This window comes from Kosakonia sp. SOY2, from assembly GCF_027109175.1.
Lineage (GTDB): Bacteria > Pseudomonadota > Gammaproteobacteria > Enterobacterales > Enterobacteriaceae > Kosakonia.
In genome coordinates this window covers 431,657-452,230 of sequence record NZ_JAPVXH010000002.1, presented here as the reverse complement: position 1 = coordinate 452,230, position 20,574 = coordinate 431,657, and the positions used below count along the sequence as shown (strand labels likewise).

Genomic DNA, 20,574 nt, shown 5'->3' with positions numbered 1-20,574 from the left:
CGGGGGGCTTTTTACATACGCGAACGAAAGAGTGAATCCAGCCCGCTGCGCCGTTCAGTGCGCGTCGCGATCGCCTGCCCCAGCACGCGTTCGTCGGCATACACCGACAAGCGATTACGGGCGCGGGTTATCGCGGTATAAACCAGTTCACGCGTCACCACCGGTGCAATCTGTCCCGGAAGGATCAGCGCGGCATGATCAAACTCCGACCCCTGCGATTTATGCACCGTCATCGCCCACGCGGTGTCATGCTCCGGCAAACGGCTAGGCAATACCGGTTTGATTTCGCCGTCCGGCATCGGAAACCAGACGCGGATCCCCTGCCCTTGATCCAGCGCGATGCCGATATCGCCGTTAAACAACCCCAGCGCCGAATCGTTACGCGAAATCATCACCGGTCGCCCGTGATACCAGCGCGAATGCGCCAGCCGGGTGATCTGGTGCTGACGCACCAGCGCCAGTTCAAGCCGCTCATTCAGCCCGCTGACGCCAAACGGCCCTTCACGCAAGGCGCAGAGTAGCTGATATTCGCCAAAGGCGGCAATCACCTCTTTCGGCCCGGCGTGGCTTCGCACCAATGAGAGAAAGCGCGCGTAACCCGCCAGCGCATCGTCAATCATGCCCTGATACTCTTCCGCGCTGTTCAGGGGCTTACGCTCAATGTCCGCAAAGCCCTGGCTGAATACCGCTTGCATCGCGCGTTTATCGCCCCGGTTGACGGCGGCGGCGAGTTGGCCAATCCCGGAATCACTGCCAAAGCGGTAGCTTTTTTGCAGCAAACAGAGACTATCGCGCAAGCTGCCTGCCTCGGCGATACCTTCGGGAACCTGAGCGCCCGTCAGACGCGACAACTGCGCTGCGCGTTCAGCGCTATACCCGGCATTGACCCACGCGCAGATATCGCCCAGCACCGCGCCGGCCTCCACCGAGGCCAGTTGATCTCGATCGCCGAGGAAAATGACCCGGGCGCGCGAAGGCAGCGCATCAATCAAGCGGGACATCATGGGTAAGTCGATCATTGATGCTTCATCGACGACCAGCACATCCAGATGCAACGGGTTACCCGCATGGTGACGCATGCGCTGGCTGCCGGGCTGCGCGCCAAGCAACCGGTGCAGCGTGCTGGCTTCATCTGGCAACATCGCTTTTTGTCGGGCATCCAGTTGCAACTGGCGTAGCGCACTGCCCAGCGATTCGGTCAGGCGCGCGGCAGCTTTACCGGTTGGCGCGGCAAGGCAAATTCGGCACTTGTCGCCGTCCACCATCTGCACCAGCGCGGCAAGCAGTTTCGCCACGGTTGTGGTTTTGCCGGTTCCTGGACCACCGGAAATCACCGAAATCCGCCGGGTAAGCGCCACGGCAGCGGCCACTTTTTGCCAGTTGATTTCAGTTTCCGACGAGGAGGGAAATAGCGTCTCCAGCGTCTGCGCCATTCGCGTTTCATCGACATCCTGCAGTGGCGCTTGTGCGGCAAAAAACGCGGCAACCCGCCGCTCATGACACCACATGCGGTTCAGGTAGAGGCGAGAATCGGTGAGGATCATCGGCGTCGCGGCTTCACATTCGCTCACTGCGGGCGAACGCAGCAAGACGTTACGCCAGTCATCCGGGTTACCGGCGAGGGCGAATAACTCGCTAAACAGCGGTGAGTCGTTACCGTATGTCTCAGGCGTAAGACGCGCGAGCGGCAGGCATACGTGCCCTTCACCAGTATCATGGCTGAGCAGCGCTGCAGCCAGCATCACGGCGGGTTCCTGTTCCGTGGCGACCGTCAGCGCAAACTGCACATCCAGCGCACGCAGCAACTTCTGCTCCACCGCTTCCTGTAGCAAACTTTGCATACTCATGGCGCAACCTCCGGCGCAACGCCTGCGAACAGGTCGTCCATTTGTGTAATTAATTCAACATCAGGCCGGATAGTGAAAATCCCCTGCTGTGGGTTTTGCGCATCCACGCCACGCAGGAACAGATAAATCACGCCGCCGAAATGGCGTTCGTAGTCATACCCTGTAATGCGATGACGCAAAAAGCGGTGCAATGCCAGGCTGTAAAGCTGGTACTGCAAGTCATAACGGTGCGACTGCATCGCCGCCGCCATGGCTGCTTGCGTGTAGGCTTCTGCACTCTCGCCCAGCCAGTTAGATTTGTAATCCAGCAGGTAATAGCGCCCGTTGTGGCGAAACACCAGGTCGATAAAGCCTTTCAACATGCCGCGCACATCGCGGAAATCAAGCGGCGGGCAGCCAGCCGAGAGCGGATCATAACGCCGGATGAGTTCATCCAGCGCCTCCGCGCTCAGCGTGGCGCTAATCGGCAGATAAAACTCCATCTCCACCTGTTTTTCTTTGTTCGTCAGCTGGCTCAGCGAGATGCCCGTTTGCGCCAGCGGCACATGCAGCACGCTTTCCAGCCAGCGACTTAGCACCGGCTGCCAGTGTGCTTCGTAACCGCCCGCCAGTAGTTTCTCTGCAACCCAGGTGTCAGCTATCGGCTGCGTAAAATCCAGATCCTCAAACAAGCTGTGCAAAAATGTCCCCGGTGCCGCGCCGCGCGGAAACTGATGCGGCGTTAATACCGGCTCCTGCAACGCTTCTCGCTCTCCGGCTGCGTCAATATCCAGACGCGGCAGCAGATCCTGAGCGATGCCATGAGCCCGCTGCTGCAATCCGGAATAGCTGGTGACACGCCAGTCATCGCTGATGCGCCGCGTGATTTCACGCACGCTCAGCGTCGGTGGTTCCGTTTGCGGCAGTTGCCAGCGCCCGGCGTCCGGCAGTGAAGGAATGCAAAGGGCAATATCGTCATTGCACAGTTGCTGCAAAACGTTACGCAACGCGGCGGCATCCAGCGCTTCGCCTTTCTGCAAAAGCCGCCCTAGCGCGCTCTGGTGAAAATCACTGGCTCCGGCTTTTTCGCCACGGCGACGAAACAGCGGGGCAACCCCCAGGCTGCAATGCCAGACAGAACGCGTCAACGCCACGTACAGCAAACGCAGGTCTTCGGCCAGACGCTCTGCTTCCGCCAGTGCGACACTCTCTTCGGCATGGCTGAGATCGAGCACGGCGGCAAAGGAGTCACGATCGTGGTAAAAGCCCTGATCCTGAATGCGGAAATTGGCGATAAACGGCAGCCAGACCAGCGGATACTCCAGCCCTTTCGATTTGTGGATGGTGACAATCTGCACGAGGTGTTTATCGCTCTCCAGCCGCAATTGCTCGCTTGATGCATTAGCGTTCGGCTCGGCAATACGCTGCGCCAGCCAGCGGGTAAGTGCGTGTTCACTTTCCAGTTGCGTCCCCGCCTCCTGCAACAACTCGCTGATGTGCAGGATATCCGTCAGCCGTCGTTCACCGCCGGGGGTCGCCAGCAAGTTTTCCGCCACATGTCGCGCACTCATCAGTCTGCGCAACATCGCCATCACACCGCGTTTTTGCCACAGCTCGCGATAGCCAGAAAACTCTTCAACAATCTCATCCCACGCCAGCTCATTCTGGTTGAGCGCATCAATATCCAGCGCAGTAAGCCCCAGCAAGGAGGTCGCCAGCGCACTGCGCAGCGTACTTTCGCGCTCCGGCGCCAGCACCGCCTGCAATAGCCACAGCAACTCCTGCGCTTCCGGTGTTTCAAAAACGCTGTCGCGGTTGGAAAGATACACAGACGGAATATTCAGTAACGTCAGCGCATCGCGAATAAGTGAGGCTTCATGGCGGCTGCGCACCAGCACGGTAATATCCGAGGCTTTTACCGGCCGCGCGTTTTCCCCTTCATACAGCAGCGCTTCGCCCCGCAGCCCGGCGCTCAGCCAGTCGCGGATTTGCGCTGCGCATAACTGCGCCATAAATCCCTGATAATCCCCGACGCTTACGCCGTCGCCCTCCATCAGCCACAGCTTCATCGCTGGCTGTGTTTCCCCCTGATACGCAAAACGTAAACCTGCGTTTTTGGCGGCTGGTTTTACCGGCTGGAACGGGATCTGACGGAACATGAAAGCGTCGTCCATCCGGCTGAAGAGCTGGTTGACGCTGGCAATCATGCCAGGCGACGAGCGCCAGTTGGTATCCAGCGTATAGCGGGCACTCACTTCATCGCGCGCTTTCATATACGTGAAAATATCCGCGCCGCGAAATGCGTAAATGGCCTGCTTTGGATCGCCAATCAGCAATAAACCGCAATCCGGCTGTTTCAACCAGATGCGGCTAAAAATACGGTACTGCTGCGGGTCGGTATCCTGAAACTCATCGATCATCGCAACCGGGAAACGGGTGCGGATTGCCGCGGCCAACGCTTCGCCGCTCGGGCTTCGCAGGGCATCATCAAGGCGGCTAAGCATGTCATCAAAGCCCAGTTCGCCGCGCCGACGTTTCTCTTTTGCCACCGTTTCACGAATCTCACGCATCGCGCTGGTCAGCACCAGATCGTTAAGCGTCAATGACTGCGCCAGCAAGTTTTCAATGGCGACGAAAAGCGGGTGTTCTGGCACAACGCCGTCAGGTTTTGTGCGTTCAGTAAGAAAGGACTGAGTGAATTTTTCCAGCGCGTCCGGCAACAGGTAACTACGGGTCTCTTCCTGCGCCCAGGTGGAGATTTTCTCGATCCATTTCGCCTGGTTGCCACGGTTAAATTTACGTCGGTCAATACCGGAGTTTTCGAGCAGTGGCTCGATTTCATTGACGCAAGCGCTCCACTGACGCTTCACCTCACCAATCTGCGCAATAATTTGCTGATGGCGCGAGGCCAGCGTTTCGTCTGCTGCGGGCGGCGTTTTAATTTGTGGCGCTTCCCCTTGCAGATAACGATCGATCGCTTTCAGCAGATCCTGCGGTCCTTTCCACGAAGCATGGATAACTTCAGCAATTTCACGCGCTAGCGGGTAGCAGTGACGACGCCAGAAATCCGCACAGGCCTGGTAACGCAGCAGCGACTCATCTTCCAGCAGTTGCAGTTCAAACAGCATGCCGGATTCGAAGGCATTGAGGCTCAGCATGCGCTGGCAAAAACCGTGGATCGTAAAGATTGCCGCTTCGTCCATTTGCCGCTCTGCCAGCAGCAGCCACTGCGCCGCCTGTTGCTTATCGGCAATCTCGTCCAGCAGGCGTGCGTATAGCGGGTTATCGCTCGTTTCGCGCAGACAAGCAATGCGCAACTCATGGATGTTACTGCGAATGCGGCCGCGCAGCTCTTCTGTCGCAGCCTCGGTGAAAGTCACCACCAGCAGTTCTTCAACGCTGAGTGGGCGCGGGTAGGCGGCGCTGCCGCCTAACCCTAATAGCAGCCGCAAATAGAGCGCGGCAATGGTAAAGGTTTTACCGGTACCCGCCGAGGCTTCAATCAGGCGCTCGCCGGTGAGCGGCAAGCGCAGGGGATCAAGGGTCTCAGCGGTCGTTTCTCTCATCTTTCTCGGTCATCTTCGGTAAGGTTTGCTGCAACGCGCTGGTGCTATCCCAGACCTTCCAGCCTTGCGGGCGGGCATAATCTGCTTTACCGCTCTGGCTACCGGTGATCTGCGACAGGATCGCCATACCTTGCGGCTCTACCACCGCCTGATGGAAGAAATCGGCAAGTTTTTGCGGCGTCAGCAGTTTTATCTGAGCGACTACTTTATCACGCGAATCGAAGCGCATATTGCCACGATCAAAATCTTTGCTGAGTTTGGAAGCTTCTTCACCTAACGTTTGCGGCGCTTGCGTAAGTTGCGCGATGACGCCCTGCTGAAGCTGCGCAAACTCTTCCGGCTTCATTGCCCGTAATTTCGCTTCTGCGGTGGGGAAGAAAGCCTTGTAGCGCTCCCAGAGATAGGCTGGCTGCTTATCATTGCTTTGCAACAAGAACCCCATACCCCACTGGCGACCTACGCTCATAGGGAAGGCGAACACGGCATACCCCAGTTGTTCTTCTGTACGCAGTTGGTTATAGAACCACGGCTGCACGATTTGCCCTAACATCGCGCTGTATGCCGAACTGCTGAACTCATCAAAACCGGTAGGTACGAACACCGCCGCGAGTGCGGAGTCTGTACTGTTGCCCGCTTTTTCAAAGCTCACATTCTGCTGCTTGTCCACCACGACGTTCTGGTTTCGGCACCACACCGTACCGTTAGCGCCAAGCTGTTTTTGCACGTCATGAGCGAGATCTTTCGTCTGCTGTTCGCTCAGGTTACCCACCACCAGGAATTCCGGACGCGCATTATCTTTCAGCGCATCGCGGTAGTGCAAAATATCCTGCAAGGTAATAGACGGCAGCAGTGCGCGACGCTCTTCACGCTGGAAATAAGGCACCTGTGACAACATCTGGACCGGCATAATTGCCTGATCGAACGCTTTGCCTTTTTCGGCAGAATCCATCATCTGCGCATACCAGGATTTGGCCTGGGCAAGCTGTTCTTCCGTCGGCGTATAGCTGAAATAACCCGCCAGCAGTGCCTGGAAAAGCTGCGGCAAACGCTGGGTATAACCGTTGGCGTTGAGCATCAACCCGTTATTGGCGTTGGTGGAAAAACTGATGCCACCGACCGCCGCCTGATTGCTGAGCTGATCGAGTGCCAGCCCCGCCAGATAATCATTAAGGGCAAATATCACCTGGTTTTTTGCGCTATCCATCGCCTGCGGGTTACGCAGCACCACGCTGACATCCGCTTTGGGCTCATTGGCGAAATACTGGCTTGGCATATACACCACGCGCAGCGTCGGCTCATCGATAATCAATTCAGGGTGTTCGTACTGCTTCGCCGGTTTTATCAGCGAGAAGTCATCCGGAATGTAGGGGTTCAACTCCGGGAATTTCAGCGCAATACGACTCTGACGCGTCTGCCAGTCGGCATAGGTTTCCGGCGTAATCTTATTCACCTGGTAAGGCGCTTCAACAAAATAGGCCGTTTTATTGTGCGGTTCATCCGGGCTGATGTACCAGATACGCGCATTTTGCGGCGTCATCTCATCAAGACGCGCCTGTACCGCTTTGGCATCGAACCGATCGGCAATGTTCACCGAATCCAGCGTATGGGCGACAGGTACGCGGATCATGGTATCCGCCAGCCACTCGACGTAATCCATATCGCGGGTAATAGAGGGATAGCGGAAATCGAGATCAAGAATATGTGCCAGCTCGTCGAAATAGCGTTTATCAACGCCTTTTTCGCGCAGCAGTTGCAGATAGCTGAAAATAGCAGCCACGACTTCATCACGATTGGCCTGGCCTTTATCGGTCAACGTTGCAGAGATGGCGAGCACGCCACTGTTGCCGTTCACTACCGGATCGGAATCACCGCGAATACCTTCTACCAACCCCTGACTTTGCAGCCAGTCCGAGAGCGTGCCCGGGCTGCGGTTACCAATTAAGTAGGTTATAAGCTCGTCCGTTTTACTGCGAAAAGCGGCGGTATTGTTATCGATACGAAATTCCACACGCAGCACTTTACGCGGCACTGCCGGGACATAATGGATAATGATGCCTTTCTGCGCATCGGTCACCACGGGAACCGTGATGTCCGGCTTGTCGATATTCTTATTCGGCACACGGCCATACGTTTCGACAGCAATTTTCGCCAGATCCGCTAATGGGCGGTTACTGTAGATCACCGCTTTCATCAGGTTGGCCGAATAGTATTTATCGCGAAATGCCAGCAGCGCGGCATGAACAGGGCTGCCCGGCTTATCGCTGAGGGTTTCGAGATTACCGCCGGAGAAGCGCGCGCCGGGATGCGCCGGGTTGATGGTTTCCGCGCTGACCTGCGCCATACGCATACCGTCACGCGTGCGGGCCATTGTCAGTTCGGCGTTGACCGCGTTGCGCTCACGTTCACCATATTTTTTATCCAGCATGGGGGCGGCAATGGCATCGGCTAAGCGATCAACAGCCCCTTCCAGCGCATTGTTCTCCACTTCCAGATAATAAGCGGTGCGATAAGGCGCGGTGCTGGCATTGTGGCTGCCGCCATGCAGTTTCAGGAATTCGGCCAGGCTATCGGGCTGAGGGTATTTTTTGGAACCCATCAGTGTCATGTGCTCAAGATAGTGAGCAAGGCCGGGATGCGCATCCGGATCTTCAAGCGATCCGACCGGCACCACCAGCGCGGAGAGCGATTTTACCGCCTGCGCGTCGGACACCAGCAACACAACCATGCCGTTATCAAGGCGTATCGCCTGATATTGCCGGGTATCTTTGTCGCTCTTACGGATAGTTTCCTGAACAGGTTGCCAACCGTTGTCTGCCTGACTGAATGAAGCCCAGAGGGCAAAAAACAGGACGAAAGCTTTGAACCAGGTGCTGCGGGGCATTCACGAACCTCATCATTAACTTTTCCGGCTCGCCCAGGGAGAATGGAGAAAGCCGGGTAAACCTGTGCTGGCTGAGCCAGCACTCTTGTTATATCAGTCCGTGACCGTCGCGCATGATAATGGATGCAACCATTTCGCGCAATTTTTATACAATCAATCGGACTGGTTGTGTCGATAAAGCGGTAACAGAAAACGCTGCGCTTGTTTGGTAATTTCAGCGTAGTACTCAGGTTCAAGGGTTCGCCACAGGCGCTGATACCAGACATCATCGCCTTCACCGCGCACCACCATGTTGCCTTCGTACGCCTGCAGGAATTTACTCTGCGCTTTTTGTAACGTCTCTTCGTCCTTTAACATGGCATCATTTGCCGCGTCATAACAGACTTTTATCCATGCGCCGCCGCTTTCCGGCAATAGCAGGAGCGGTTTAACCATGCCTTCCCGATAACCTTCAATCAGCGTTGCCAGATATTCCCGCGCCTTATCAGCGGGTAGCGGGGGAAAACACCATTTACCCTCTTTGCGCACGAACAAGCGGCTGGTGCCGGTGCCACCGCTGGCACAATAGACAAGATGTTCCAGCCAAAGTTGCAGGCCTTGTGAAACGTTCAACAAGGCCGGACGCCAGCGCAATAGCCCGTCTGGCTGCACACGAGGCAGCCATCCGGTGAGATGAACGCCTGCACAATGTAAGTCAATTTCAAGGCTGTCAGAAGGCTGGCGATATTCAATAACGCGGTCAGCCAGCTCCTGCATCTCCTGACATTGGGTTTCCCAGATGATTTCGCCAAACGCCCCATAAGGCAGTACACCAGCCGCGCGGTAGCGGCGAAACAGTTTCTCTGCGTCTTGCTCTTCAACCAGCGTATTTAATATCTCCTGATTGAGCTGGTAACGGCTCAGGCCATCAAGGATAAACGGCTCTGCATCCGGGATTTCACTCTCTTCCGGGCGGAAATTAACGCGCAGGCGCATCTGGAAAAAAGCGCGCACCGGATGCGCCCAAAAACGCTGGAGCTGATCAAATGTGAGCGTTTCAAGCGGCACGTCATCCAGCGATTGAATAAACTCGGCATGCGCCTGCCCCTGCGAACTCGCGGCAGGTAGCCAGTCGCGGACATAACTTTGCCACTCATCAGCCGTATAGTTTGCCGGATCAAACGGCATACGAGTATGCAGATGCGTAATATGTGCCTTTACCCGCAGCTCGCTTTCATCGCAATTAAGCAAGGCATCGCCTGGCAAGTAGTGGCTCTGCCCAATGTAATCCACCAGTTCCTGTACCAACACCGAGGGAAAACGCTCTTTGTTATCCTGGATAGACCGGCCGATATAGCTGATATAGAGCTGCTGTTGCGCTGAGTTAAGCGCTTCGAGGAACAAGTAGCGGTCATCATCCCGACGGCTGCGGTCGCCTCGCTGCGGTTTCTGGCTCATCAGGTCAAACCCCAGCGGAGGCAGTGCGCGCGGGTAGACACCATCGTTCATGCCCAGCAAGCAGACCACTTTAAACGGAATAGAGCGCATCGGCATCAGGGTGCAGATATTCACAGGCCCCGCGAGGAAACGCTGACTGATACGTTCCTGATCGAGGCGCTGAGCCAGCTCGTCACGCAGTAGCGAAAGCGGGATCGCGTCGTGGTAATTTGCACCAATTCCCTGCGCGATAATGTCCTGCCACTGCTGTTCAATCAGGGCCAGCGCGGCTTCTGTGTCCTGGTCTGGCAGGAAAAAGTCATTAAGCATGTCGCGGCAAACCGGGAGCCACTCTTCCAGCGGTCGCGCCTCAGACAAGCCGCGACGCCAGATATTAAGCTGCATCAACAGCTCCGCCAGGTGGCCAACTAACTCCGCGATAAGCCCGCTGGATTCGTCATACGGTAAAATCGACTGCCACTCACCCTGGCGGCTTTCCATCGCATAACCGAGTAGCATTCGCGTCAGGCCAAATTGCCAGGTGTGCTGCCCGGTCGGGGGTAATTCAAGTTCGCGAACGTTGTCGTCGTCCATTCCCCAGCGAATGCCGGACTCATTGACCCATAAACGCAGGTAACGCAGCCCCTCTTCATTGATGTTGAAACGCGCCGCCAGCACCGGAACATCCAGCAGCGCCAGCACATCTTCACTCACAAAGCGGCTGTCCGGCAGGGAGAGCAAACTGATAAAGGCCTGCAGCGCCGGATGAGCCTGCCGCGCGCGGCGGTCGGAAATAGCATAGGGAAGATAACGCTCACCAGTGGCGCTCCCGAAAACCGCCTGAATATACGGGCTGTAGCTGTCGATATCGGCGACCATGACCACGATATCGCGAGGCGTCAGTTCAGGATCCTCTTCCAGCATCGTAAGCAGCCGGTCATGCAGGATCTCTACTTCTCGCTGCGGGCTGTGGCAGATATGCACCGTTACGCTGCGATCGTTGGGATCAAGCAGACGTTTTTTATCACTGCGGGAAAACTCTTCTGCCGTTACGCCCGCCACCGCACCATTTTGCAGTTCCAGGATGTCGTACTTCAGATTTTGCAGCAGCGAGCCGGGCGTAATGTCGACGAAAGCATCCAGCTCTTCATAGCGCTCCATGCCCGCCAGCAGGAAAATGTTGTCCCGTCCCAGCTTGCCCCATGAAGCCAGCAAAGGGTTACCAACATCCTGCTCGCCATCGGCATTGAACAGACCTTCGGCATGTTGCGTATCACGGAACAGCGGAAACTGCCGGTTTTCCCGGTGATGTCGACGATTACGGGTGATCAGTTTCGCCAGAAACGCCGGATCTTTAATGTCGCCCCAGTAGTAACGGCAGGGATTCGTAAACAAAAGATGGACATCAATATGCTTACCCAGCGCCTGAAGCGCTTGCAAATAGATGGGCGGCAGCGCGGAAATCCCACAAATAAAGACGCGCGAAGGCAAACCGGCGGGCCGCTGCTCAGCCGATTCAAGCTTATCGATAAAACGCTGGTAGAGGTTGGCACGGTGCCAGTGTGGCTGCCCCAGCGCCGCGGTATGTTCCACCAATGCGCGCCACAGCGGTGCTTGCCAGCGCTGCGCTTCATCCAGCCCGTCAATCTGTTCACCCGCTTCCCATCGTGTTAGCCATTCCGGGCGGTAAACCAGATATTGATCGTAGAGATCCGCTACGCGTGAAGAGAGCTGGAAGAGTTTACGCTTGTCATCGTCGTCATTCAGATAATGGCGCAGCATGGTGAACGCATCTTGTTCCAGCATGTCGGGCAATAGCGACATCAGCTTCCAGCTCATACTCTGTTTGTTAAATGCGCTCTCTTTCGGAATGCCGTCCAGTACGGTGACGAACATTTCCCAGATAAAACTCGCAGGTAGCGGGAAGGTAATATTGGCGGCAATACTAAACTTCTGCGCGAGCGTCATTTGCAGCCATTGCGCCATGCCGGTGCTCTGCACCAGCACCACTTCTGGCTCAAAGGGATCGTCGAGCCTGTTATGCTCAACAATAAACTCCATCAATGCTTCCAGCACATCCAGACGATTGGAGTGGTAGACCCTTAACATAAGCGCTCCTGACTACTGACTGTTCGGGCAAAATAATCGCGTCATTTGCCCCTGCCTGCCCGCTGGCGAACTAACGGTAACGTTGATGCTGACACATCCCCCGGTGGTTGTCTGCCCCCGCTGAACCTGCCAGCCTGGCGGTAACGATGATACTTCTGGTTGCGCCTGTTCCCAGGCGTAGCGCCATAGCTGTCGCCACTGGCTGGTGGATACAAACCCCGAGGCCAGCGCACGATGATAACCGCCAAGCGCGGTAACAACCATCACCATTAACACCATAGCCAGCAGAACTTCGGTAAGGCTAAAACCCCGTTGTTTGTTTACGGCGACCGGCATAGCGCTTCCTCTTTTAGTGGACAAAAATCACTCCAGCCATGGGGCAAAAAACGTACCTGCGCCCCCTCCACGCGCCCCAGATGCCACAGCGCTGCTTCAGCATTAGCGACAATCAGCAGCGCGGCCCCATCGGTGAAAATGCGTAAGCAGCTTCGAACATTTTGCCCGGCGCTTTGCTGGCACTGTAGCGCGGGCTGGGCAGGCCAGGTTTGATGACGCGCCCACTCCATGGCTGAAGCAATTTCCGCAGCATTACGTATCCCCTGATTTTCATTGTTCACGCGCCAGATATGGCTGCTCAATTGCAGGTTTAAGCCGTGTAACATCAGGCTCCCCAACAGCAATAACAGCAAAACCAGCGCCAGTGACGACATCCCTCGTTGCCGGTTCATAAGTTGTACCCGATCACGCTTAAATCAGCGGTAAAGGGTTGCCCGGCATTACCCGGAACACGAGCCGAGAGTGTGATCGCGAGCTGTGGTGCAAACCCCGGTCTTTGATGCTGAGCGACATGAAAACGCTCAATACTCATTTGGGCAGGATCGGTAATTTTTTCCCAGCCCCGACCACCGCAGGATGTGGCTCCGCGCATGATTTCCAGCGCACCACTTTGCAGCCGAAAGCCGGTTTGTTCCGGTTCGCTGCTTCCCGATGACTCCCAGCGTCCATTGCTGTTGGCGTCCCACTGAGCAATAACACAGTCGCCAGTGCTATTGATAACCAACGGCTGGCCGCTACAGCTGCCATTGCAATATCCCGCTCGCTGGAGATGTTTTGCGATGCCGCGCAGTTGCAGCCAGAGATCGTCTTCCACCGTCTGGATACGGGTGTGCTGCGTTACCGCCAGCTGTAGCGCCGGTAAAAAACGGGCAGACGCCAGTAACAGCACGCTGCCAATTGCCATCGCCAGCACGGTTTCCAACAGTGAAAACCCTTTTTGCCTGTCTAACATAGATTCTCCGCTGATGGCTGACACATTCTGATGCGCCCCCATGCTGAAACCACTACCCGCCACTCCCCTGCACTGCTACGTAGCCGAATACTGCCGGGCCAGGCAGTGTTGCGCAGCCCAAAGAACCCCAGCGAAGGTGTCACATCAACCAGCGTGACGTCCGGCCAGCGAGGCTGCAGTGAGAAAGCATTCTGTGCAGCGCAGTTTTGCGACGGCGAATTCACCAGGCACCAGTGTTCGCCATCCCGAATGCCATATACCAGCTGTGAACGGTTGTGCCAGTTGGCATCATCACGCAGACGCTCAAGCAAATGCCGCACCTGCAACGCGGTTTGCCACAGCCGCTGCTGCGCCTGCCAACTTTGCCAACCAGAGATTCCCGCTCCGCTCAGGATAACTATCAGCACCATTGCGACGAGGGTTTCAATCAGGGTGAAGCCATCTTCTTTTTTCATGGCGGCAGTGTGTCGTCACTACGCATTCAGGTCGAGGTGCAAACAGAGAGGTTACGAGGCAGCACGAAAGAAATGCACTATGTTGCAGTAAGTTGCAGGCGGGGTGGAAGCAGGGCCGAAGAAACGATTATCGGGTAAAAAAAACCGGTACGTTGCCGCACCGGTTATGACATGTTGATAGAAGTCAGATAGCGACAGGCGCTTTGATGGCCGGATGCGGATCGTAGCCTTCGATTTCGAAGTCTTCAAAACGGTAGTCAAAAAGCGACTCAGGCTTACGTTTGATAACCAGTTTCGGCAGCGCGCGCGGTTCACGGCTTAATTGCAGACGCGTTTGTTCCAGGTGATTGCTGTAAAGGTGGGTGTCGCCACCGGTCCAGACAAAATCGCCCGGTTGCAGATCGCACTGCTGAGCCATCATATGCACCAACAGCGCATAGCTGGCGATGTTGAACGGCAGACCAAGGAAAACGTCGCAGGAGCGTTGGTAGAGCTGGCAGGAGAGCTTGCCGTCCGCCACGTAGAACTGGAAGAACGCGTGGCAAGGGGCCAGCGCCATTTTGTCCAGCTCACCTACGTTCCATGCGGAGACAATAATGCGGCGTGAATCCGGGTCGTTTTTCAGCTGGTTAATCACTGTAGTGATCTGGTCGATATGGCGGCCGTCAGGCGTAGGCCACGCGCGCCACTGCTTGCCGTAAACCGGGCCAAGATTGCCCTCTTCGTCGGCCCATTCGTCCCAGATGGTGACTTTGTTTTCGCGCAGATAGGCAATATTGGTGTCGCCCTGCAGGAACCACAGCAGCTCATGAATAATTGAACGCAAATGGCAGCGCTTGGTGGTCACCAGCGGAAAGCCGTCCTGCAGATTAAAACGCATCTGATGGCCAAAAATAGACAGCGTGCCTGTCCCGGTGCGGTCGTTTTTCGGGGTGCCTTCATTCAGCACCTTTTGCATCAATTCTAAATACTGTTTCATGGTTCCTCAGGAAACGTGTTGCGGCGAACGATGGCGGTACGCCCAAATCATCATGATTGCGCCTGCAACGATCATCGGAATGGAGAGGATCTGCCCCATGCTGATGTATTGCACCCACTCGCCGGTAAACTGCGCGTCGGGCTGGCGGAAGAACTCAACGATGATACGGAACGCGCCGTAGCCAATCAGGAACAAGCCGGAGACCGCGCCCGTCGGGCGAGGTTTGCGAATAAACAAGTTAAGGATGATAAACAGCACAATGCCTTCCAGCGCCAGCTCGTAAAGCTGAGACATATGGCGCGGCAACATGCCGTAAGTATCAAAAAGCGATTGCCACTCCGGATGTGAAGGCAGCAACGCCATATCTTCCGCGCGTGAGCCAGGGAAGAGCATGGTATAGGGAAATGACGGATCAACACGTCCCCACAGCTCACCGTTGATAAAATTACCCAGGCGCCCTGCGCCAAGGCCAAACGGGATCAGCGGGGCAATAAAATCAGAAACCTGGAAGAAGCTGCGTTTGGTGCGTCTGGCGAAGATAATCATCACCACAATCACACCAATCAAACCACCGTGGAAAGACATGCCCCCGTCCCATACGCGGAACAGATAAAGCGGATCGTCCAGGAAAACCGGGAAGTTGTAGAACAGCACATAACCGAGACGGCCGCCGAGGAAAACACCGAGAAAGCCCGCATAAAGCAGGTTTTCAACTTCGTTTTTTGTCCAGCCACTGCCAGGACGATTCGCCCGGCGCGTTGCCAGCCACATCGCAAAAACGAAGCCCACCAGGTACATTAATCCGTACCAGTGGAGAGAAACCGGTCCAATGGAGAAAATCACCGGATCAAAGTCCGGAAAATGCAGATAGCCACTGTTCATCTGTCACCACAACTTGTTGTTATTCCGCCGAAAGTGGACAGCGGTTCACCTACGCGACCGCAATTGCTGGCCGCTCCAAAGCTGCGAATCATAGCATAAGGCACCGCGAGCGGGTGGCGGCGAAGTTGTAAAAGTTATGTATATCCCTGAGCCAGCTAAATTCCGCCGCGAATCAGACCGCCCAGCCCACGGCGTTCCATAAATGCGGCAATTTGATGACGCACTTCTGTCGCCAGTTGCGCATCCAGCGTACGTCTCGCCAGCGTTTGCGCCTCTTCACAGTCAATGCGCCGCAGCAAATATTTAATGCGCGCCACTGAGCGTCCGTTCATGGAAAGATGGCGGTATCCCAGACCAATAAGCACGGCGACGCACATCGGATCACCGGCCATTTCGCCGCACAAACGGATATCAATGCCTAAGCGTTCTGCTTCACTGGCAATCATCGCCAGCGCCCGCAGCACCGCCGGGTGCAAGCTGTCGTACATATTTGCTACACGGGTATTGTTACGATCGACGGCCAGGATGTATTGCGTCAGGTCGTTGGTACCAACCGAGATAAAATCGACGCGGTTCGCCAGGTGCGACAACATAAACACCATTGACGGCACTTCCAGCATCACCCCGATACGCGGTTTAGGAATGGCGTAACCAATCATCTCTTCGACTTCACGACCGGCGCGTTCAATCAGTCTGCGCGCTTCATCGATTTCGTCGATGCTGGTGATCATCGGCAACAGAATGCTGAGATTCCCGGTAGCCGCATTGGCACGCAGCATGGCGCGCACCTGCACCAGGAAGATTTCCGGCTGGTCGAGGGTAATCCGAATACCGCGCCAGCCAAGGCAGGGGTTCTCTTCGCTGATGGGCATATAGGGCAGTTGCTTATCCGCGCCGACATCCAGCGTACGCAGCGTCACGGGCTTGTCGTTAAACATCTGCAACATGCCCTGGTATTGCGCCACCTGTTCCTCTTCGGACGGGAAACCACTTTGCAACATAAACGGGATTTCGGTGCGATAAAGCCCAATACCGTCAATGCGGCTGCCCAGTTTCTCTTCATGTTCCGGGCTTAAACCCGCGTTCAGCATCACCTTCACCCGCTCGCCGCTTTTAAGCTGCGCGGCCAGGTTCACATCATCTTCCGCAAGGCGGCTGAGTTCATTCTCTTCACTGATAAGGCGCTGGTACTCCTGCAACAGCACCGGTTCAGGATCCACCAACAACTCGCCGCGATAACCGTCCACCACCAACATGCGACGTTGCAGCACGGCGGGCTGGATATCTGCCCCCATTACCGTCGGGATGCCAAGCGCACGCACCATAATTGCCGCATGCGAGTTTGACGCGCCATCGCGCACCACCACGCCCGCCAGCCTGTCGTGCGGCAGCTCTGCAAGTGTGGTGGCGGAGAGTTCCTCGGCAACCAGGATAAAGCGCTCCGGCCAGCTGTTTGGCCCCGAAATAGAGTCATCGAGGTGGAATAACAAACGCTGGCCCAGCGTGCGCAAATCCCCTGAACGCTCTTTCAGGTAGCCATCGCTGAGCGCAGCGAACTGTTCGGCAAAACGCTCAATAACGGTTTTGACCGCCCATTCCGCCACCACGCCTCTATCGACTTCCTCAAACAGATCACGGCGCAGGCGCGCGTCGGAAAGCAGGTGCGAATAGAGATCGAAAATTGCCGCCGTCTCTTTTTGCGCCCCGGCGGCGAAACGTTTGCTGTAACGGCGAAATTCGTTGGCGGCCTCTTCCAGAGCCGCCGTGAGCCTTTCGCGCTCAAGCGAGGTATCAAGCGTCGAAGCCGGATAAACCTGCTCCATTAACGGCAGCGTTTCGTCAACCCAACCTTCAGCGATAGCAACACCAGGTGCTGCCGGTAAGGCGCGAATTCGCGTCTGCCGATACTGACCAAACAGCGCGTTTAATTGTGACTGGGAGAGAATGGCCGCCATCTGGGTGGCGAGCGTAACCAGAAAGGACTCTTCGCTTTCATCGTACTGGCGTAGCTCACGCTGTTGTACCACCAGCACACCAAGCAACTGGCGGCGCTGAATAATAGGTACGCCAAGAAAAGCGCGAAAGCGCTCTTCTTTTACAGCGGGAATATATTTAAAACTGGGGTGTTTTTGTGCATCCGCCAGGTTGATGGGTTCCGCCAGCCTGCCTACCAGACCGACAATCCCCTGATCGAATGCGAGCGTGACAGTGCGACCACGCGGCTTTTTTAAACCGCGCGTCGCCATCAGGTAATAACAACGCCGGTCGTGATCTGCGAGATAGACCGAGCACACTTCGGTTTCCATCGCCAGACAAACGTCGGTAACCAATATTTCCAGCGCTTCATTAAGGCGTGGCGCGCTGGCGACTTTCTCAACTATTTCTCGCAGTCGGGTGAGCATAATATGGGTGGCTTAACCTCGTTTACGTCGCCAGGCAGGCGCGCTTTGCGGCTTCGGAGGCGTTTCCTGAAGCGACATCACCGCGCTTGCAAACTCTTTCATCACCCGCCGGTAGACATCGCGTTTAAACGACACTACCTGGCGAACAGGATACCAGTAGCTCACCCAACGCCAGCCATCAAATTCGGGCGTACTACTGGTCTGCATGTTGATCTCACTGTCGTTACCTATCAACTGCAAAAGAAACCATTTTTGTTTCTGGCCGATACAAACCGGCTTTGTGTCCCAACGCACCAAACGTTTCGGTAACTTGTAACGCAACCAGTTACGCGTAGAAGCAAGGATACGAACATCTTTACGACTTAAGCCTACTTCCTCGAACAGTTCCCGGTACATTGCTTGTTCCGGGGACTCGCCAGGGTTAATACCCCCCTGGGGGAACTGCCATGAGTGCTGTCCAAAGCGTCTGGCCCACATGACCTGACCTTGTCGATTACAGATTACGATTCCCACATTTGGGCGGTAGCCATCGTCATCAATCACCGGACTACCTCAAAAAAAGTCTGAATAAAGCGATTGTTTCACACTCCCGGAAAACGGTAAACCACTCTATGACAGGGATACGAACGAATAACATTTGAATAACTCACAGTAATCATCAAAGTTATAAACAGAAAGCGATGCTGACGACGGTTTTTATTCACCTTTTCTGTGGATAGAGTTGTGAAAAAGTATGGAATTACCCAGGGAAAACCCGGAACAGTCTGAATAGCCCCGATTTACATCAAAGAAATAACATACAGCAATTCATGCAGTTAAATAGCTTTTCAACCGATAACAGCCCCATAATGTGACGATCATCACCTTAAGGATCCTGGCGCTGATGAAAGATCGAACAGAGCCGAATTTATCCACAGATTATGCCAATAAGTTAGGCACATTTTGTGCAGAATTTCGATTTTCATCGCACGTCAAGGCTGTAAATCGAAACAGTAGTGGCACTTTTCCCCAGTTATCCCACTTTTCTGTGGATAACATGGTGTAAGATCCTGTTTATTGTCAGTGACCAGATTTGGAAAACCCGGCGCACAGTTGCGCAACTCATCAAAACTCTCGTTAAATTCCCTTATAAATCATCTAATTGCGCATACAGGACAGAAAAAGGTACACTGCCTGGCTACGGTGCAAAACTAGCGGTTATTTTTTAGACAAAAGGTTTTTAACATGTTCGCGTTGGCTCCTTTCACTTCACCGCCTGAATCAGAAGCGCAATTGCTGGCCCAGGCGCAGCGCCTGGCGGGCTACACGCTCGGCGAACTGGCCACGCTGGCAGGCTTGCCCGTTCCGCGCGATTTAAAGCGTGATAAAGGCTGGACGGGTGTTCTGCTGGAGCTGTGGCTCGGCGCCAGCGCAGGCAGTAAACCCGAGCAGGATTTTGCCGCGCTGGGCGTTGAGCTAAAAACCATACCGGTGGATAACCAGGGACGCCCGCTGGAGACCACGTTTGTTTGCGTGGCCCCTCTTACCGGCAACAGCGGCGTCGTGTGGGAAACCAGCCATGTGCGGCATAAGCTCAAGCGCGTCTTATGGATTCCGATTGAAGGTTCACGCGAGATCCCGGTGGCGGATCGCCGCGTCGGTTCGCCGTTGCTCTGGAGCCCGAATGCGGAAGAAGAACAGCAGTTACGGCTCGACTGGGAAGAGTTGATGGACTTGATTGTGTTAGGCCAGGTCACCCGCATTACCGCCCGTCACGGCGAAGTGCTGCAACTGCGCCCGAAGGCGGCCAACAGTAAAGCGCTAACCGAAGCCATTGGCGAACATGGCGAAACCATTCTCACGCTGCCGCGCGGTTTTTACCTGAAAAAGAACTTCACCGGCGCACTGCTGGCGCGCCATTTTTTGCTCTCACCCTATTAATTTTTTGCCTACTCCACAGCGACGCTTATAATTAGCGCTTCTTTTTTTGGCAGGACTTTATAGAGATGTTATTTGCATGGATAACCGATCCCAACGCCTGGCTCGCGCTCGGTACGCTGACGCTGCTGGAGATCGTTTTAGGGATCGACAATATTATTTTCCTCTCTCTGGTGGTCGCGAAACTGCCTACCGCGCAGCGTAATCACGCTCGTCGGCTAGGTCTGGCTGCGGCGATGATCATGCGACTGTTGCTGCTGGCGTCTATCGCCTGGGTGACAAGGCTGACACATCCGCTGTTCAGCGTGTTTGATCACAGCGTTTCCGCCCGCGATTTGATCTTGTTCCTCGGCGGTCTGTTCCTTATCTGGAAAGCGAGTAAAGAGATCCACGAATCGATCGAAGGCGAAGAGGAAGGATTGAAGACCAATGTGCATTCGTTCTTTGGCGCGATTGTGCAGATTATGCTGCTGGATATTATCTTCAGTCTCGACTCGGTGATCACCGCGGTGGGGCTGTCCGATCATCTGTTCATTATGATGGCGGCAGTGGTTATCGCCGTTGGCGTGATGATGTTTGCCGCGCGTCCGATTGGCGAGTTTGTTGACCGCCACCCGTCGGTCAAAATGCTGGCGCTGTCGTTTTTGATCCTCGTTGGCTTTACGCTGATTCTGGAAAGCGTCTCCATTCATGTACCGAAAGGTTATATCTACTTCGCCATGTTCTTCTCCATCGCGGTTGAAACGCTCAACCTGATGCGAAATAAGAAGAATCCGCTGTAAACAAAACGCTTCCTCAACCGGGGAAGCGTTTTTTATCTTTGATCTGCCTTTAACAACTTTTTTCAGATTAT

Annotated in this window: 14 protein-coding genes; 2 read left to right on the top strand and 12 right to left on the bottom strand. The window is 55.3% G+C overall.

The genetic code is table 11. The annotated features are described in order from the left end of the window. Positions 1–11: 11 nt before the first annotated feature. From recD to rppH, 12 genes are all read right to left on the bottom strand, one after another. Positions 12–1,847 (bottom strand): exodeoxyribonuclease V subunit alpha, encoded by a 1,836-nt coding sequence (gene recD, locus O3S68_RS15030; protein ID WP_097406176.1) that lies wholly within the window; start codon positions 1,845–1,847, stop codon positions 12–14. Further along, positions 1,844–5,392: an exodeoxyribonuclease V subunit beta gene (gene recB / locus O3S68_RS15025; RefSeq protein WP_269231829.1), complete on the bottom strand. Its 3,549-nt coding sequence runs from the start codon at positions 5,390–5,392 to the stop codon at positions 1,844–1,846. Before recB ends, recD begins: the two co-directional genes overlap by 4 nt. Continuing rightward, positions 5,373–8,273, bottom strand: a complete 2,901-nt coding sequence (gene ptrA, locus O3S68_RS15020; RefSeq protein ID WP_269231828.1) for a pitrilysin — start codon at positions 8,271–8,273, stop codon at positions 5,373–5,375. Before ptrA ends, recB begins: the two co-directional genes overlap by 20 nt. A gap of 153 nt (positions 8,274–8,426) precedes the next feature. Next, positions 8,427–11,798 (bottom strand): exodeoxyribonuclease V subunit gamma, encoded by a 3,372-nt coding sequence (gene recC, locus O3S68_RS15015; RefSeq protein WP_269231827.1) that lies wholly within the window; start codon positions 11,796–11,798, stop codon positions 8,427–8,429. Between the two features lie 12 nt (positions 11,799–11,810). Further along, entirely contained in the window at positions 11,811–12,134 is a 324-nt protein-coding gene (locus O3S68_RS15010; protein ID WP_045512468.1) for a prepilin-type N-terminal cleavage/methylation domain-containing protein, read from the bottom strand. Next, positions 12,119–12,526, bottom strand: a complete 408-nt coding sequence (locus O3S68_RS15005) for a DUF2509 family protein (protein ID WP_269231826.1) — start codon at positions 12,524–12,526, stop codon at positions 12,119–12,121. Before O3S68_RS15005 ends, O3S68_RS15010 begins: the two co-directional genes overlap by 16 nt. Continuing rightward, the gene (locus tag O3S68_RS15000; protein WP_020455050.1) at positions 12,523–13,086 is read right to left on the bottom strand and encodes a prepilin peptidase-dependent protein; all 564 of its coding nucleotides are present in this window, start codon (positions 13,084–13,086) and stop codon (positions 12,523–12,525) included. The genes O3S68_RS15005 and O3S68_RS15000 overlap by 4 nt, the downstream gene beginning before the upstream one ends. Beyond that, entirely contained in the window at positions 13,080–13,541 is a 462-nt protein-coding gene (locus tag O3S68_RS14995; protein ID WP_020455051.1) for a prepilin peptidase-dependent protein, read from the bottom strand. The genes O3S68_RS15000 and O3S68_RS14995 overlap by 7 nt, the downstream gene beginning before the upstream one ends. A gap of 184 nt (positions 13,542–13,725) precedes the next feature. Beyond that, a complete protein-coding gene (gene thyA / locus O3S68_RS14990; RefSeq protein WP_020455052.1) occupies positions 13,726–14,520 on the bottom strand; it encodes a thymidylate synthase in 795 nt (264 codons plus the stop codon). A 6-nt stretch (positions 14,521–14,526) separates the two neighbouring features. Beyond that, positions 14,527–15,402: a prolipoprotein diacylglyceryl transferase gene (lgt, locus tag O3S68_RS14985; protein WP_045512476.1), complete on the bottom strand. Its 876-nt coding sequence runs from the start codon at positions 15,400–15,402 to the stop codon at positions 14,527–14,529. A gap of 155 nt (positions 15,403–15,557) precedes the next feature. Next, on the bottom strand, positions 15,558–17,804 hold the full coding sequence (gene ptsP, locus O3S68_RS14980) for a phosphoenolpyruvate--protein phosphotransferase (protein WP_020455054.1): 2,247 nt from the start codon (positions 17,802–17,804) through the stop codon (positions 15,558–15,560). A 12-nt stretch (positions 17,805–17,816) separates the two neighbouring features. Continuing rightward, positions 17,817–18,347, bottom strand: a complete 531-nt coding sequence (gene rppH, locus O3S68_RS14975; protein ID WP_017457684.1) for an RNA pyrophosphohydrolase — start codon at positions 18,345–18,347, stop codon at positions 17,817–17,819. 681 nt (positions 18,348–19,028) lie between these two features. Between rppH and mutH the strand changes: the two genes are divergently transcribed. Both mutH and O3S68_RS14965 read left to right on the top strand, forming a co-directional pair. Continuing rightward, the gene (gene mutH, locus O3S68_RS14970) at positions 19,029–19,724 is read left to right on the top strand and encodes a DNA mismatch repair endonuclease MutH (RefSeq protein WP_020455056.1); all 696 of its coding nucleotides are present in this window, start codon (positions 19,029–19,031) and stop codon (positions 19,722–19,724) included. A 65-nt stretch (positions 19,725–19,789) separates the two neighbouring features. Next, positions 19,790–20,503: a TerC family protein gene (locus tag O3S68_RS14965; RefSeq protein WP_020455057.1), complete on the top strand. Its 714-nt coding sequence runs from the start codon at positions 19,790–19,792 to the stop codon at positions 20,501–20,503. The last annotated feature ends 71 nt before the right edge of the window (positions 20,504–20,574 follow it).

What these genes read in the sequence shown, in the direction of transcription:
- recD (WP_097406176.1), bottom strand. Translation starts at nt 1,847, where the DNA reads ATGAGTATGCAAAGTTTGCTACAGGAAGCGGTGGAGCAGAAGTTGCTG.
- recB (WP_269231829.1), bottom strand. Translation starts at nt 5,392, where the DNA reads ATGAGAGAAACGACCGCTGAGACCCTTGATCCCCTGCGCTTGCCGCTC.
- ptrA (WP_269231828.1), bottom strand. Translation starts at nt 8,273, where the DNA reads ATGCCCCGCAGCACCTGGTTCAAAGCTTTCGTCCTGTTTTTTGCCCTC.
- recC (WP_269231827.1), bottom strand. Translation starts at nt 11,798, where the DNA reads ATGTTAAGGGTCTACCACTCCAATCGTCTGGATGTGCTGGAAGCATTG.
- O3S68_RS15010 (WP_045512468.1), bottom strand. Translation starts at nt 12,134, where the DNA reads ATGCCGGTCGCCGTAAACAAACAACGGGGTTTTAGCCTTACCGAAGTT.
- O3S68_RS15005 (WP_269231826.1), bottom strand. Translation starts at nt 12,526, where the DNA reads ATGAACCGGCAACGAGGGATGTCGTCACTGGCGCTGGTTTTGCTGTTA.
- O3S68_RS15000 (WP_020455050.1), bottom strand. Translation starts at nt 13,086, where the DNA reads ATGTTAGACAGGCAAAAAGGGTTTTCACTGTTGGAAACCGTGCTGGCG.
- O3S68_RS14995 (WP_020455051.1), bottom strand. Translation starts at nt 13,541, where the DNA reads ATGAAAAAAGAAGATGGCTTCACCCTGATTGAAACCCTCGTCGCAATG.
- thyA (WP_020455052.1), bottom strand. Translation starts at nt 14,520, where the DNA reads ATGAAACAGTATTTAGAATTGATGCAAAAGGTGCTGAATGAAGGCACC.
- lgt (WP_045512476.1), bottom strand. Translation starts at nt 15,402, where the DNA reads ATGAACAGTGGCTATCTGCATTTTCCGGACTTTGATCCGGTGATTTTC.
- ptsP (WP_020455054.1), bottom strand. Translation starts at nt 17,804, where the DNA reads ATGCTCACCCGACTGCGAGAAATAGTTGAGAAAGTCGCCAGCGCGCCA.
- mutH (WP_020455056.1), top strand. Translation starts at nt 19,029, where the DNA reads ATGTTCGCGTTGGCTCCTTTCACTTCACCGCCTGAATCAGAAGCGCAA.
- O3S68_RS14965 (WP_020455057.1), top strand. Translation starts at nt 19,790, where the DNA reads ATGTTATTTGCATGGATAACCGATCCCAACGCCTGGCTCGCGCTCGGT.